The sequence below is a fragment of the Archangium sp. genome (assembly GCF_057119385.1).
Window position 1 is genome coordinate 14,511 of record NZ_DBNGVP010000066.1, and the last position, 13,736, is coordinate 28,246.

At 70.5% G+C, this 13,736-nt stretch carries 10 protein-coding genes; 4 read left to right on the plus strand and 6 right to left on the minus strand.

Translation table 11 applies throughout. The features are described 5' to 3' along the window. Positions 1 to 25: 25 nt before the first annotated feature. The 4 genes from AC16DP_RS15360 to AC16DP_RS15375 form a co-directional block, all read right to left on the minus strand. Complete coding sequence (locus AC16DP_RS15360; RefSeq protein ID WP_329731184.1) at positions 26 to 1,906, minus strand: MutS-related protein; 1,881 nt, start codon at positions 1,904 to 1,906, stop codon at positions 26 to 28. A 154-nt stretch (positions 1,907 to 2,060) separates the two neighbouring features. Continuing rightward, positions 2,061 to 2,807 carry a Crp/Fnr family transcriptional regulator MrpC gene (gene mrpC, locus AC16DP_RS15365; protein ID WP_043411430.1) on the minus strand — a complete coding sequence of 249 codons (747 nt, stop codon included), beginning with the start codon at positions 2,805 to 2,807 and terminating at the stop codon, positions 2,061 to 2,063. A gap of 273 nt (positions 2,808 to 3,080) precedes the next feature. After that, positions 3,081 to 4,526 carry a sigma-54-dependent transcriptional regulator gene (locus AC16DP_RS15370; protein WP_329731185.1) on the minus strand — a complete coding sequence of 482 codons (1,446 nt, stop codon included), beginning with the start codon at positions 4,524 to 4,526 and terminating at the stop codon, positions 3,081 to 3,083. Positions 4,527 to 4,531: 5 nt separating this feature from the next. Beyond that, entirely contained in the window at positions 4,532 to 5,509 is a 978-nt protein-coding gene (locus AC16DP_RS15375) for a sensor histidine kinase (protein ID WP_329731207.1), read from the minus strand. Positions 5,510 to 5,807: 298 nt separating this feature from the next. Here AC16DP_RS15375 and AC16DP_RS15380 point away from each other — a divergent pair, with 298 nt between their 5' ends. Further along, positions 5,808 to 6,068, plus strand: coding sequence for a hypothetical protein (locus AC16DP_RS15380; protein WP_329731186.1), 261 nt, complete (start codon positions 5,808 to 5,810; stop codon positions 6,066 to 6,068). 25 nt (positions 6,069 to 6,093) lie between these two features. Then, positions 6,094 to 8,265 (plus strand): glycosyltransferase family 39 protein, encoded by a 2,172-nt coding sequence (locus AC16DP_RS15385; protein WP_329731187.1) that lies wholly within the window; start codon positions 6,094 to 6,096, stop codon positions 8,263 to 8,265. Here the strand turns inward: AC16DP_RS15385 and AC16DP_RS15390 are convergent. Continuing rightward, on the minus strand, positions 8,252 to 10,462 hold the full coding sequence (locus AC16DP_RS15390) for a YfhO family protein (RefSeq protein ID WP_329731188.1): 2,211 nt from the start codon (positions 10,460 to 10,462) through the stop codon (positions 8,252 to 8,254). The genes AC16DP_RS15385 and AC16DP_RS15390 overlap by 14 nt on opposite strands. 344 nt (positions 10,463 to 10,806) lie before the next feature. Further along, positions 10,807 to 12,090 (minus strand): porin, encoded by a 1,284-nt coding sequence (locus tag AC16DP_RS15395; RefSeq protein WP_329731189.1) that lies wholly within the window; start codon positions 12,088 to 12,090, stop codon positions 10,807 to 10,809. Positions 12,091 to 12,328: 238 nt separating this feature from the next. Here AC16DP_RS15395 and AC16DP_RS15400 point away from each other — a divergent pair, with 238 nt between their 5' ends. Further along, positions 12,329 to 13,132 carry a DUF3108 domain-containing protein gene (locus tag AC16DP_RS15400; RefSeq protein WP_329731190.1) on the plus strand — a complete coding sequence of 268 codons (804 nt, stop codon included), beginning with the start codon at positions 12,329 to 12,331 and terminating at the stop codon, positions 13,130 to 13,132. Beyond that, on the plus strand, positions 13,129 to 13,722 hold the full coding sequence (locus AC16DP_RS15405; RefSeq protein WP_329731191.1) for a YceI family protein: 594 nt from the start codon (positions 13,129 to 13,131) through the stop codon (positions 13,720 to 13,722). Before AC16DP_RS15400 ends, AC16DP_RS15405 begins: the two co-directional genes overlap by 4 nt. The last annotated feature ends 14 nt before the right edge of the window (positions 13,723 to 13,736 follow it).

Genomic DNA, 13,736 nt, shown 5'->3' on the forward strand with positions numbered 1-13,736 from the left:
GGTGTGAGAACGGGGACGGGCACCCTCACCCCGTCCCTCTCCCGGGGGGCGAGGGGATATTGGCTTGTTCCGGGTCCTCCACCGGGACTCCCGCCATCCGCAGCACCCGCAACGCATTCGTCGTGTCCACCACCCCCGGCCTCAGCTGGTAGTCGAACACCATCTTTCCGTTCTCCAGGTGGTCACGGAAGTGCATGTTCACCACCTTCCCGCCGTGCTCCTCCGCCAGGCTCGCCAGGGACAGGTCGTGCGTCGTCACCCCCCCGATCGCTCCTGTCGCCAGCAGCAGCCGCAGCACCTCCCGTGAGGCGATCTGCCGCTCCCGCGTGTTCGTCCCGAGGAGGATTTCATCCAGCAGGAACATCGCGTGTCCCTTCGCCGCCGCCGCCGCGTCCAGCACCGCCTTGATGCGCTGCACCTCCGCGTAGAAGTACGATACGCCCCGCTCCAGCGAGTCCTTCACCCGCATGCTCGTCAGCACCTGCAGCGGTGACACCGAGAAGCCCTTCGCGCACACCGGCGCTCCCGCCAGCGCGAGCACCGTGTTCAGCCCCACCGCTCGCAGCAGCGTCGTCTTCCCCGACATGTTCGAGCCCGTCAGCAGCAGCGCGCTTCCCGGCCCCGGCAGCTCCACGTCGTTCAGCACCGGCTCGTCCAGCAGCGGGTGGCCCACCCCCACCGTCTTCACCTTCGGCCCGTCCGCCTCCAGCGTCGGCCACGTGAAGCCCGGTCGATCAAAGGCCAGCCCCGCCAGGCACGAGAGCGCCTCCAGCTCCGCCAGCGCCTCGAACCAGCCGCGCACCCGCGCCGCGTGCTGCGCCTTCCAGTGCTCCAGCGCGAACAGCGCGTGCACGTCCCACAGCGTGAACAGGTGCACGATGGGGTGGAACTGGTGCCGCTTGAACTCCACGAACGAGTACAGCCAGCTGAAGCGCTTCAGGTGCGTGGAGACCGGCGGCTCTCCCTCGTGCTGCATCCCCGCCTGCACCCGCCTCAACTCCGGGTGCTCGAAACGTTCCCGCTCCACCCGCTCGAAGATGGGCGCGTAGCGCACGAAGCCGTGCTCGCCCGCGCTCATCTTCTCCTCCATCGCGCGCAGCGGACCCCGCGTCGCCCTCACCACCGCCAGCTGCACCAGCACGCCCGCCCACCACGCCCGCCCGTGCACCACGTCGAAGCTGCCCAGCACCATCAGCGTCAGCGTCACCAGCGGCAGCACCACCGCCACCGGCCTCGCCCACCGGATGCTCGTGAGCGACGGCCCGCTCTCCGCCCACTGGATGAACAGGCCCGGGTCCGCCTTCTCCTTCGCCACCGTGCGCGCCTCCACGCACACGTCCTGGCGGAACTCCACCCGCGGCACCAGCTCCCGCGCCGCTCCCTGTCTCGCCCTCACCGCCTCCGCCTGCGCCGGCCAGGACAGCCACGCCGCGAGCCGCTCCTCGCCCGCCCGCGTCGCCGTTTCGTTCATGAGCTGGAAGACGCTGCCCTGCCCGAAGACGTCCAGATCCGCCGCGTACAGGTGCGAGCCCGTCAGGAAGCGCTCCCCCCGCTCGGCGAAGTCGTGCCAGCCCCGCGTCAGCCGCGCCAGCCCCCGCTCGTTGAGCTGCACGTACAGCCGCTGCCGCTCCTCGCGCAGGAACACCTGGTGGTGCAGCACCGCCAGCACGAGGTAGCCGGCGAACGCCGCTCCCGCCGCCCACCACCATGTCTTCGGCAGCCGGTGGAACAGGACGAGCCCCGCCACCGCCGCTCCCGAGAGGAACACCAGGGCGCGCAGGTTGGCGTAGCGGGCGCTGACATCGTCCAACCGCTTCAGCTCCGCCTCGGCGGCGGCGCGGCGCTCGGTGTACGTGCGATGCGGGGAGGAGGACTCGGGCTGGGGAGTGGTCACGGGCGCGCGCATGCTGGGTCGCCCGGGCGGACAGGGCAAGCCCGGACACGCTCGCGGGGCCCGGAAAATGGCGAACCCCGGCGCCAGACCCGTGGGAACGGGTGGCTGCCGGGGCTCTCGGGTGTCGTGCCCGCTCAACCGGGAAGACAACCGCTCCAAGGCCGAATCACTTCTCCTTCGAGGCCAGCTTGCGCAGCGCCTTCTGGTCGCGGATGCAGAGGATGCGGCCCACGTTGCCCAGCACGCCGTCGCGCTTCATCTCGTTGATGAGCGTGGACACGAACGAGCGGGACGCGCCCACCAGGTCCGCCAGATCCTGCTGGGTAATCCCGCGCAGGTCCGTCTCGCCGCCGTGCGGGCAGCGCTCGCCGTGGGCCTCGGCCAGGGTGAGCAGGGTGTCCGCCAGACGGGCCGGCACTTCCTTGAAGGTCAGGCCCAGCACGCGCTTGCGCAGCGAGCGCACGCGCTCGGCGTAGGCGCGAACCACGTCCACCGCCAGGGCCGGCCGGGCCTCGAGCTGCGCGCGGAAGTCGCGGCCCTCGATGCTCCACACCTCGGCCTCACCGGAGGCGATCGCCATCTCCTCCACCGGCGTGCCCTCGGGACGGAACAGCTCGCCGAACAGGTCGCCCGGGCGTAGGATGCTCACCACCGAGCGCGAGCTGTTCTTGCCCAGCCGCATCAGGCGCACCCGGCCGCTCTTGAGCAGGTACACGCGGTCCGTCGTGTCGCCCGGGCGGTAGATGACCGAGTTGTGCGGGAAGCTCTCGACCTTGAAGTAGCCCTTGAAGTCGATCGCCTCCTGGCCGGGGATCAGCTTGTTGGCCGTGACGAGCATCCCGGAGCTGGTGGTCTGGATGGGAGCAACGACGTTGGAGCCGATGGGACCGAGGGGACGATTGAAACCGTGCATGTGGGCACTCCTGCAGGCGGTTGAAAGTTGGGTTGCTGTGCTGCGGACGGAACAGTCCCTTTCCAAGCTTTGTGCCAACCCGAACGCTTCTCCCAAGTCCTGAAAAACCCTGCAATGACGGCTACTTGGCGCTACACTCCCCGTTTCTCACCTTCCGAGTGTCCGAAACCTGAAACAGAACGTTCAAACAGTCTGATCAACGTGAACGTTTCGTTCAATTCGTGCGGGCAGTTGTTGGCCGGGTGACAATGTCCGGAAGGCGTCCTTTGACGCTCAAACCGGCTGATCCTGTCGCACACCGTACTTCTGGAGCTTGCGCTCCAGGGTGGGGCGACTGATGCCGAGGATCTGGCACGTCTTGCCCTTGTGACCCTTGGTCACCGTCATGGTCAGTTCGATGAGCATCCGCTCCGCCTCCTCCAGGGTGGGGATGCGGCTGGGGTCATCGATCTGGGCGACCAGGAAGTCGGGCAGGGCGTGTCCGTTGCCGTGGACGGGGTGGCCGTTGACGGGGGCCCCCCCATGGTCGGGCTCGGTGGTATCGAGCGCGGGCAGGTTGTCGCTCAGCAGCACCTCGCCGGGGGCGAGCACCACCGCGCGCGTCAGGACGTTCTCCAGCTCCCGCACATTGCCCCGCCAGGGCAGGCGCATGAGGTGATCCAACACCTCGGGCGGCACCCGGGTGACGCGCTTGTGCACCTTCTCGTTGATGCGCTCCAGCAGGTGGTGCACCAGCGAGGGGATGTCGTCCCGGCGCTCGCGCAGCGGGGGGAGCTGCAGGGTAATGACCTTGAGGCGCTGGTAGAGGTCCTCGCGGAAACGGCCGGAGGCGACCTCGTCCACCAGGGTGCGGTGGGTGGCGGCGATGACGCGGGCGCGCAGTTTGATGCGCTTGACGCCGCCCACGCGCTCGAACTCGCGCTCCTGGAGGACGCGCAGCAGCTTGGCCTGGAGCATCAGCGACATGTCGCCGATCTCGTCCAGGAAGATGGTGCCGTCCTCGGCCATCTCGAACTTGCCGGGCTTGACGGCGTTGGCGCCGGTGAAGGCGCCCTTCTCGTGGCCGAACAGCTCGCTCTCCAGCAGCGTGTCCACGATGGCCGAGCAGTTGATGCCGATGAAGGGCTTGGGCTCGTCGTAGGAGTAGTTGTGGATGACGCGGGCGATGAGCTCCTTGCCGGTGCCGCTCTCGCCGTGGATGAGGACGGTGGCGCGGCTGGCGGCCACCTTGCCGATCTCCTTCACCAGCTGCTGCATGGACGGGCTGGTGCCGACGATGTCCCCCAGGCGCGCCGCCGCGGTCTCCACGTTCACCGTGGCCGCCCGGCGCGACAGCTGCCGGTACTCCAGGGCGCGGGACACCACGATGTCCAGGGCCGTCAGGTCCGGGAAGGGCTTGTGGATGTAGTCGAACGCTCCGGCCTTCATGGCCCGGATGGTCGTCTCCATGTCATGGAAGGCGGTGACGAGGATGATGCGCGCGTCACCGCACAGGCTCTTCATCTCCTCGATGATGTCCAGGCCCGTGCGGTCCGGGAGCTTCATGTCGAGGATGACGACGCCCGGCATGACCTCCTGCGCGACCCGGAGCGCCTCGGAGGCGCGGGTGGCCGTCACCACCTGGTAGCGCGGAGCGCCATCGTGCTCGATGTCCTCGAAGTGCATCTTCAAGGACTCGAGCAGCGAGAGGTCGTCGTCGACGATGAGAAGCGTCTCCATGTTCCTCAGGCGGCGAAGGTGAGCGTGAACACGGTGCCGGTCCCGGGAGCCGTCTCGGCGGAGGCGTCACCCCCCTGGTGCTGCAGCACGCGGCGCAGGGCCGCCAGCGACAGTCCGGCACCTCGCGCGAGGTGGCACTCGTACGGCTTGAAGATCGATTCCCGTTTCTCCTCGGGCTGCAGGCCGCCGGGCTCCACGAGCTCCATCACCACCCGGCCCTCGGAGCCGGGGCGGATGGCCACCTTCACGGTGCCCCCCTCCGATGACATCCCCATGGCCACGTTGAGCAGCACCTGGGCCAGCACCGGCCGCAGCCTGCCCGCGTCCACCCGGACCTTGGGCACGTCCGGTGCCTCGTCTATCTGTATCTCGACGCGGCGCTCGGTCAGCTCCGGGGCCACCATGGCCATGGCCTCCTGCACGAGGGTGCGCGGGGCGTGCTGCTCCAGGTTGGGCGTGGTGCCCCGGCCGTACTCGGACAGCTGCCAGAGCATCCGCTCCAGGGTGCGGATCTCCCGGTTGGCGATGGTCAGCCGGCGCTGGTCCCTCTCGGACAGGCCCGTGTTGCGCGCCAGCGTCTGCACCGCCATCTTCACCGAGCTGAGCGGGTTGCGCAGCTCGTGGCTCAGCTGCGAGGCCAGCCCCGAGAGCTGCACCGGCGGCGCGCCCTCCATCAGGGTGCGCAGGTCCACGATGACGGCGCTGGCCTCGCCCTCCTCCATGACGAGCGTCAGCCGCAGGGGCACCGGATCTCCCCCGCCGAGCGAGCCATAGAGGAACTCCACGGCCCGCCGGTCCTCGCGGGCCAGGGCATCCAACTGCCGGACCTTCTCCGGGGTGGTTCCCAGCACCACGTGGAGCGGCCGCTCCATCAACTCCGGGGCGGGGCGATGCAGCGCGCTCTCACCATCTCCCACGACGCGAGTCACTCGCAGGCTGGGGGACCATGAGATCTGGACGGCTTGCAGCAAGTGGAGGTTCATGGGCAGGTGCGAAACATAACGAATCGACATCCCGGATGTCCCCTCCGGGGGCTGGGGTTCTCCTTTAGAATCCGATACTTGGCGCTCTGGGCCCCCCGGGGGTTGCCCTGAAGGGCGCCTGGCTGTCCGCCAGGTAACATTTCGGCCGTCATGGAAGTCCGCCAGACGGCGGGTCCATGGAATCCGAGGGAAGTGCGATCATCCTCCCGATGACGGATGGAGGTGCGGTGGGGACCCATGTAGGTTGCACATCGTCGTTGGTGGCTGACCCCCGCCACCTGCCACCCCCGGAGATTCCATGATCGCCACCAAGAAGAACCTGAAGAAGCTGGGCAAGCGCCGTGGTCAGGGTATGACCGAGTACATCATCATCGTGGCCCTGATCGCCATCGCGGCGATCGGCGTCATCACCCTGTTCGGCAACAACATCCGCAAGCTCTTCGGCGCCTCCGCCGAGGCCCTGGCCGGTAACGAGGACGTGAAGAACACGGGCCAGACCGCCAAGCAGCAGCTGCAGCGCAAGTCGCTGACCAACTTCGGCGCCAACCAGGCCGACTGAAGCACCGTGGGCACCGCGTGATGCGGTGGCCGCACACAGCCCCGCGTGGCCTCCGAGGCCGCGTGGGGCTGTTGCTTTTTCCGGGGAGCCTCCTCTGAAGGGAACTGGACCCACCTGGCGCAACGCCCTGTTCTGGCTGGCCTGGGCCACGCTGCTCGCGCTCGCGCTCGCCGCCCGCACCGCGGACGGGCGGAATGTGCTCGGCGGCGGCTTCGTGGAGCTCGTCCCCACCGACTCGCACTACTACATCCGCTTCGCCCGGCTCCAGCAGCTCGCCTTTCCGCGCTTCGAGCCCTTCGACCCGTACATCAACCACCCCACCGGGGCCTCCATCATCTGGCCTCCGTTGCATACGTGGGGCGTGGCCCTCTTCCTCGCACTGGGTCCGGCGCAGCCCGAGCGCGCCGCCGCGTGGGTGGGTCCCGTCGTCTCCCTGCTCGAGCTGGGTCTGCTCTCGCTGCTCATCCGCCGAGGGTGGGGGAGGGGCGTGGCGCTCGGGACACTCGCGCTGCTCGCCCTGGTTCCCTCCGCGGTGATGGCCGGGACGCTCGGCACCGCGGACCACCACGTCCACGAGCCCACCCTCGCCGCCCTCTGCGCGCTCCTGCTGGGCCGGGCGCTGGCGCGGCGCAGTGTCATGCTCGGTGCCGTCACGGGCGCGGTGCTGGGGCTCGCGCCGCTCTTCACCACCAGCGGCTTCGTGTTGCTGCCGGGTCTCGCCGCCGCTCTTCCGTTGGCCGCCCTGCTGGGCCGGGACGTCCCGGGCCCCGGCATGGGCCGCGTGGGGTTCGCCATGGGCCTGGGCGCCGCCGCGGTGCTGGCCCTCGGCGTGGCGCTGTTCGGCGAGCCCTCGTCCCTCACGTACCACGGCCTCACGTCCTTCCAGCCCCTGCTCGCCCTGGCCCTGCTCTCCGGGGCCTCGGGCGTCGCCTCCCTCCTCGAGCGCCGCCGCGGTGGGTTCCTCCAGCTCGGACTCGCCCTGCCGTGTGCGCTGCCGCTCGTCCCGGAGGGGGTTCGCGCCTTCCAGCACCTCCTGCTCGGGGATCCGCTGCTCGCCGTCGTCATGGAGTCCATTCCCCTCTGGAAGGATCCGGACTTCGCTCGCGAGCTGCTCGGGCCGGTGCTCCTGTTGCTTCCGGTGGCGCTCGTCGCCGCGGGCGTGCGCCTGTGGCGGGAGCGGGAGGTGTCCCTGGCCCCCGTCTTCCTCGTCGCGCTCTCGCTCACCGCCGCCTCACTCCTCCAGGCGCGCTTCACCCAGGCCCTCGTGGGGAGCGCGGCCCTGCTCATCGCTTCCTCGCTGGCGGGGGTCCCGCGGGGGTTGCGTCCGTTGCTGCGGCGGGCCTCGGTGGCCGTGCTCGCGCTCGTGGGGTTGCCCCTGCTCGGCGAGGCCATGCCCCGGCCGCCCTCCCCGGAGCCGAGCCCCATCGCTCCCGTACGCTCCACGCTCCTGTGGATGCGGGAGCACACCCCTCGGCCCTCTCCGCCCTGGGACGTGCGCGTCCACCCCGACTGGGGCGTCGTCGCGCAGTACGACATGGGGCACCTGCTGGTCCTCTGGGCCGAGCGCCCCGCGGTGGCCACGCCCTTCTCCCAGGTGCCCGTGCACCAGCGCGCCAATGCCCAGGCCACCGCCGTCCTCGGCGCCTCCACCGAGGACGAGGCCTATGCCCGGGCCCGCGAGCTGACCGCGCGCTACCTCCTGCTCACCCCGTTCAACGCGCTGCTCGGCCGTCCCGGTCAGTCCCTGGAGGGCACCGTCTCGCCCTGGCTCCACGAGCACGCGGGGCTGGCCACCGGAGACCGTGCCGCGAGCAGCCACTTCCGTCTCGTCCATGACTCGGCCGAGTCGCGCCGGAAGAAGCCCGGGCTCCCGTACGCCCGTTTGTTCGAGGTGGTGCCCGGTGCCGTGCTGCGCGGCCGCTGCGGCCCTGGCGCTCCCGTGACGGCCGTGCTGGAACTGGAGACGGCTCGTGGCCAGACGCTCCGGTATGAGCCGCGCACCACCACCGGGCCGGATGGCACCTTCGCCCTGCGCGTGGCGTACCCCACCACCCGAGACACCCGTGAAGCCGATGTGCTCGCCCGAGGGCTCTACCGCCTCGACTGTGCTGGGGGTGGTGGCACCGCCCTCGTCTCCGAGCAGGCCGTGCGCGAGGGGCAGGAGGTGGAGGTGGCCGTGGATCTCACCGCGCGGTGAGTCCGGCTTCCACGCTTCGCCGCTCGGGCCCGCGAGGCCGGAGCGCCAGGGCCAGCGCGCCGAGTGCGAGCACGGAGAGCATCGCTCCCAGCCGGAAGCTGAGCGGGCGGTAGTCGAAGCGGACCTCGTGCGTTCCCGGAGGCACGCGGACCGCGCGCATGACGGCGTTGGCTCGCAGCACCGGCACGGGGGCTCCATCCAGCGTGGCCTCCCAACCCGGATAGTGCGAGTCGCTCAGCAGCAGGTAGCCCGGACCGCACGCCTCCAGCGACACCTCCACCCGGGACAGGCCGGACTCCGTCACCCGGGCCGTCGAGCCCTCGCAGCCGGGGCCCTCCAGGGGCTCGCCCTCGGAGAGCAGGGCGGTGCGGCGCAGCGGTTGCGCGGGGTCCATGAAGGCCGCCTGGGCCTCGGCGTCACCGGCCACGCGCGCGGTGTGCACCACGAAGGCCCTCGGCACGGCGGTGTCCGAGCGGTAGAGCGTGGGCAGTCCCGGCAATGTCAGCACGGGCACCAGGTCCTCGAAGGGCGGCGGGCCCCGGCGCACGTAGTAGCCCACCCCGGCCAGGTCGAAGGCCGCGCGCGCTCCCGATTCGTAGAGGGACTCGATGCGCAGCGGCTCCGGCGCGCCATAGCCCTCGAAGACGCGCAGCCGCTCCTCGACGAAGCGGTTGGGCACCAGGGCGTCCCGGCTGAGCGCGATGTACGAGCCCTCCTCGCCGGGCAGGGGCGCGGCGGTGGCGCTCGGGGTGACGGAGACCTCGGAGAGCTCGTCCGAGCCGAGGTCCACGCTGACGCGGCCCGCGTACCCGGGCGGAATGGCGGCGGCGAGCCGGGACGCCCGGCGGAGTGAAGCGAGGGATGCGCTGCCCGTGTTTCCCTGCAGCAGGTGGAAGGCGCCCAGCTCCACGAGGGCCACCACGGCCAGCGCCCGGCGGACGCGGAGCCCCCGGCCAGGGCCGGCGGCGGGGAGGATGAGGGCGAGGGCACCCGCGCCGAGCGCCAGCACCACCCACGGCAGTCCGGCCTCCACGCCGGAGCGGAAGACGGGGAGCCGGGCGAGGGGAGGGCCCACGAGCAGGGCGGCGAAGAGCGCGGCCACCACCGCGGCCACGTGCACGAGGGAGCGGCGTCCCCTCCGGGCCCGGCGTGCGAGCACGTCCAGTCCGAAGGCGGCGAGCACCGCGAGGCAGAAGGCCGCTCCAACGAAGTACTTCACCGGGTAGCGGAAGAGGTGGAAGGGCGGCAGTTGGAGAACGAGCGCCGCCGGGGGGAAGTGCGCGCCGAGCGCGAGCAGCGTGAGGACGAGCGCCCCCAGGCCGAAGGGCAGGGCCCGCCGCGAGCGTCCCAGGCCCGCGAGCGCCAGGGCGCAGACGAGGGTGCCCAGGAAGAGGACGAGGATGAAGAACTGGTCGTCCCCCTCCCAGTAGCGCGAGCGCGGGTGCTCGGCGAAGGGCCATGCCACGGAGAGGAGCTGGGGCCAGGAGAGGGACCACTCGAGCTGGTCCGTCCGTCCGGCGCCTCGGGTGGAGTTCCGGGCGAACTCGAGCGCGGGCAGGGCCACCAGTGCCCCGAGTACGAATCCCCAGGCGAGCCCCGTCCCGGTGGCCACCAGCGTGCGCACGTCCCTCCGCGCGGCGAGCGCCACGGCGAGGGCGAGCGGGGCCTGCCACAACCATGTCTCCGGCGAGCCCGCGAGGAAGGCGAGGCCCGCGACGAGCGCCACCTGCGCGGCCCGGCGCGGAGAGGGCTGGAGCGCGGCGCGGCGCGAGGCCAGCAGGAGGAGGCCCGTCCACGCGGCGGCGCTGACCACGTTCTGCTGAGCGGACAGGTCGGCGAAGGGGGCCGAGAGCGCGAAGGCGGCGGCGGCCAGCATGGCCGCGGGGCGGGAGGCGCGCAGGTGACGCAGCAGCAGGAAGGTGCCCACGGCCGCGAGCACCACATGGAGCAGGTGCTGGAGGGTGAGGCCGAGCTCCGGGCCCGCGAGCAGCACGGTGAGCAGCCGGGGCGGATAGAAGACCTGCGAGTACAGCGTCGCGGCGAACGGTTGCCCCAACCGCGGGTAGGGATTCCACAGGGGCACTTCCCCGGACCGCAGCGCCTCGAGGAGGAAGGCCGAGTCCGGGATGAAGATGCGGAAGGCGTCGCGCCCGGCCAGCACCTTCCCTTGAAGGAGGGGGCGGTACACGAGACCCATTCCGGCGAGGAGCCCCAATCCGGGGATGAGCCACCCGCTGACTGTCCGGCGCGTCGAGCCCGATGGCGTCATCGCGCCGGCAGCCTAATCCCCTTCAGGTACGTCCGCGAAGGCGTGCCCCTGAGAAAAAGCGCTGACACCGCGCTCATTTCCCCTCGCCCTCCGGGAGAGGGACGGGGTGAGGGTGCCACGCATCCCAGGTTGAACCCCCTGTCCACGAGGTGGGCCACGGGTTGGAGAACGGGGACAGATACCCTCACCCCGACCCTCTCCCGAGGGGAGAGGGGATATTGTTGAAGGGGTGAGGGGAGATGACTGGAGGGGAGATGACTGGCGGATGCGCGTCAGAAGGTCGCCTGGACCAGCAGCCGCGCTGCGATGACGTTCTGCCGCGAGATGGGCGCTCCCTTCTTGAGCAGGCTGGTCTGATCCGGCTGATCGGTGAGGAGGTACGAGCCCACCGACTCCTCGAAGATGACCGGAGTGTTGAGCTGGATGGGCAGGTCCGCGATGATCTTCGCCCCGAAGCCCTTGAACGAGTAGGTGATCGCCGGAGTCACCTCCTGGAGGGCGCGCTTGCCGGTGATGGGCGCGCTGCCCACGGCGAACCGCTCGTCCGGGAGCACGAGCGCGTACCGCAGCGCCACCTGCACCGGATTCCACTGGTACGCCACCTGCGCCCGGCCACCCGCCACCCGGATGTCGCCGTAGTCATTCTGGTAGACGCCGAAGTTGCCCTCCAACTCGCCCGACAACACACCCGGGCCCACGGGCGCGCGCGCCGCGGCGTCCGCGCCCACCTGCCACAGCCTGCCCAGGGTGAACGGCGCCTGCGCGAGGAACGGGTTCCAGTTCCCGTTGATGAGCAGCGACTTCTCCGCCGGCCGGGTGTTGAGCACCGTCGAGTGGCCCACCAGCGAGTCCTTCATGTAGAAGCCGTTCACGAAGAACGCCATCTGCAGCTTGTCGGGCATGGCCTGGAGGTTGCGCGTCGCGAAGACGTCCTCGCCGATGCCGGTGTCGACGCCCGCGCGCAACACCACCATCGGGGTGCCGAGGGTCTGCGGCAGGTAGCGCTCGGGGATGCCCCGGCCGCCGCCCGTGAAGATGCCCACGCCCGCCACCAACGGGCCCGCCTGGGTGTGGAAGGTCGCGCCCACGTCCCGGCCCACCCGGAAGGCCAGGTTCTGGATCGACCGGTCCGCGAAGAGCAGGGTGCCCGACTCCGTCAGGCGCTCGCGGCCGTAGGGCACCCGGAACTGGCCCACCCTCACGTACGAGTTCCCGAGGATCTTCACCGGGATGTCCACGTACATGTCCAACAGGCCCAGCGAGATGCCCGGAGTCGGCGCCTTGATCTCGTCCTCGCCACCGAAGGCGAGCATCACGCCGTAGCGCCAGTCCTCCACGTTGCCCGAGAGCATGACCCGGCCCTGCTTGAGGAAGAGGTAGAGCCGCTCGTCGTTCCGGGCGCCGTCGTCGAGCCTTTGGGCGAAGCCGAGCAGCTGCAGCCGGCCTCCCACGTTCATGGTCGCGTTCTCCGTCTTGAGAACCTCCGCGCCCTGGGCCACGCCCGACACACCAAGGAGTGCAGCGGCAAGGGTTGCTGCCAGATTCTTGAGCTTCATGGGGTCTTCCTCTCGAGGGTTCTTGATGGGCGACTGAACCGGCCGCCTCATGCCGCGACGACAGAGCAAGCCGCGCGCCAACTCGCTTCCCAAGAGGAGGAGAGGGAAAGGGCCCGCATCATCTGCGCGGATCCCTCCGCCCGCGCAGGTCTTGCACCGTGAGGCGCTCCGCTCCGCTCCGTGACCCGCCACGGCACATGGCTTGAAGGAGGGTGGGGCGTACCCGATGGAGACCTCGATGCCCAATCCCTCTCAATGGAGCAGAAGCCGCCCCGCGGGCCTTCTCCGAGCGGCGCTCCTTCTCCTGCTGTCGTGGGGACTGGCTCCGTCGGTCCGGGCCCAGGAGGCCCAGGCGGGTGGTGAGCGGCCCTTCATGGAAGGCGAGGTGCTCGCCTATCAGGTTTCGCTGGGAAAGCACGGGCGGAGCGGGACGGGATGGTTGCGCGTTCAGTCCGCCCCGCCGTTGCGTGAGGAGCCGGTGGTGCTGCTGCGCTTCGACTTCGAGACGAGCGTGGGGCCCTTCCGCATCCAGCACCACTCGCGCTCGTGGCTGAGCTCCCGGCGCATGGCGGCCCTGCGCTACGAGGTGGACGAGCGCATCCCGCTCAAGTCCGTCCGCGAGCGGGTGGAGATCTTCCCCGACGAGGGGCGGTGGGTGCGGCCCACCACCCAGGGACGGAGCAGCTCGCCGGAGCCGCTGGACGAGCTGTCCTTCCTCTATGCGCTGCGCACCATGGAGCTCACGCCCGGGCGCGTGCACCGGATGGACCGGCACTTCGATGCGCGGCGCAACCCGGTGGTGGTGCGCGTGCTGCGGCGCGAGCCGTTGCGCGTCCCGGCCGGAGAGTTTTCCACCGTGGTGGTGGAGATGGAGGTGCGCGACCCCGAGCGCTTCGGGGGCCGCGGCCTGCTGCGTCTGTACCTCACCGATGATGAACGCCGGCTGCCGGTGCGCATCGAGTCGCAGGTGCCCGTCGCCGGGCAGCTGGTCCTCGAGCTCGAGCCGCGCCCGCCGGACAACGAGAGGAGAGCCGAACCATGAAACGCTTTGTTCCGCTGTTGATGATGACGCTGGGTTGGCCGGGGCTGGCCGCCGCGCAGACCGCCGTGGAGTTGCAGCCGGGTGGCGAGCTGGCCATCGACGGGACGTCCACGGTGCGCAGCTTCACCTGCAAGGCGAAGGGGATGGACGCCCGCTTCACCCCGGGCGAGGCCGGCGGTGCGCTCACATTGGAGCAACTGGCCGGAGCGCTGCGCGAGGCTCAGCTGGAGATTCCCACCAGCAAGCTCGACTGCGCCAACGGGACGATGAACGAGCACATGTCCAACGCCCTGCAGCAGCAGCAGCACCCCACCATCCGCTTCCGGATGAGTGGCTACGAGGCGAGCGCTCCAAAGGACGGCCAGGTGCCCCTGCGCATCCGCGGCGAGCTCACGATGGCGGGGGTGACGAAGCCGGTGGACCTGGTGGCCCGCGCCTCGAGCACGCCCGAGGGCAAGCTGCGCGTGCAGGGCCGGTACCTGCTGCGCATGACGGACTGGGGCGTGCGCCCGCCCACCCTGATGCTGGGCACCATGAAGGTGGGTGACGCGGTGGTCATCCGCTTCGACCTCGCGCTCGCGCGGAAGTAGGCCTCGGGCACCAC

Bases quoted from the DNA above. Each gene is read 5' to 3' on its own strand.
- AC16DP_RS15360 (WP_329731184.1), bottom strand. From the start codon at position 1,906: ATGCGCGCGCCCGTGACCACTCCCCAGCCCGAGTCCTCCTCCCCGCAT.
- mrpC (WP_043411430.1), bottom strand. From the start codon at position 2,807: ATGCACGGTTTCAATCGTCCCCTCGGTCCCATCGGCTCCAACGTCGTT.
- AC16DP_RS15370 (WP_329731185.1), bottom strand. From the start codon at position 4,526: ATGGAGACGCTTCTCATCGTCGACGACGACCTCTCGCTGCTCGAGTCC.
- AC16DP_RS15375 (WP_329731207.1), bottom strand. From the start codon at position 5,509: ATGAACCTCCACTTGCTGCAAGCCGTCCAGATCTCATGGTCCCCCAGC.
- AC16DP_RS15380 (WP_329731186.1), top strand. From the start codon at position 5,808: ATGATCGCCACCAAGAAGAACCTGAAGAAGCTGGGCAAGCGCCGTGGT.
- AC16DP_RS15390 (WP_329731188.1), bottom strand. From the start codon at position 10,462: ATGGGTCTCGTGTACCGCCCCCTCCTTCAAGGGAAGGTGCTGGCCGGG.
- AC16DP_RS15395 (WP_329731189.1), bottom strand. From the start codon at position 12,090: ATGAAGCTCAAGAATCTGGCAGCAACCCTTGCCGCTGCACTCCTTGGT.
- AC16DP_RS15400 (WP_329731190.1), top strand. From the start codon at position 12,329: ATGCCCAATCCCTCTCAATGGAGCAGAAGCCGCCCCGCGGGCCTTCTC.
- AC16DP_RS15405 (WP_329731191.1), top strand. From the start codon at position 13,129: ATGAAACGCTTTGTTCCGCTGTTGATGATGACGCTGGGTTGGCCGGGG.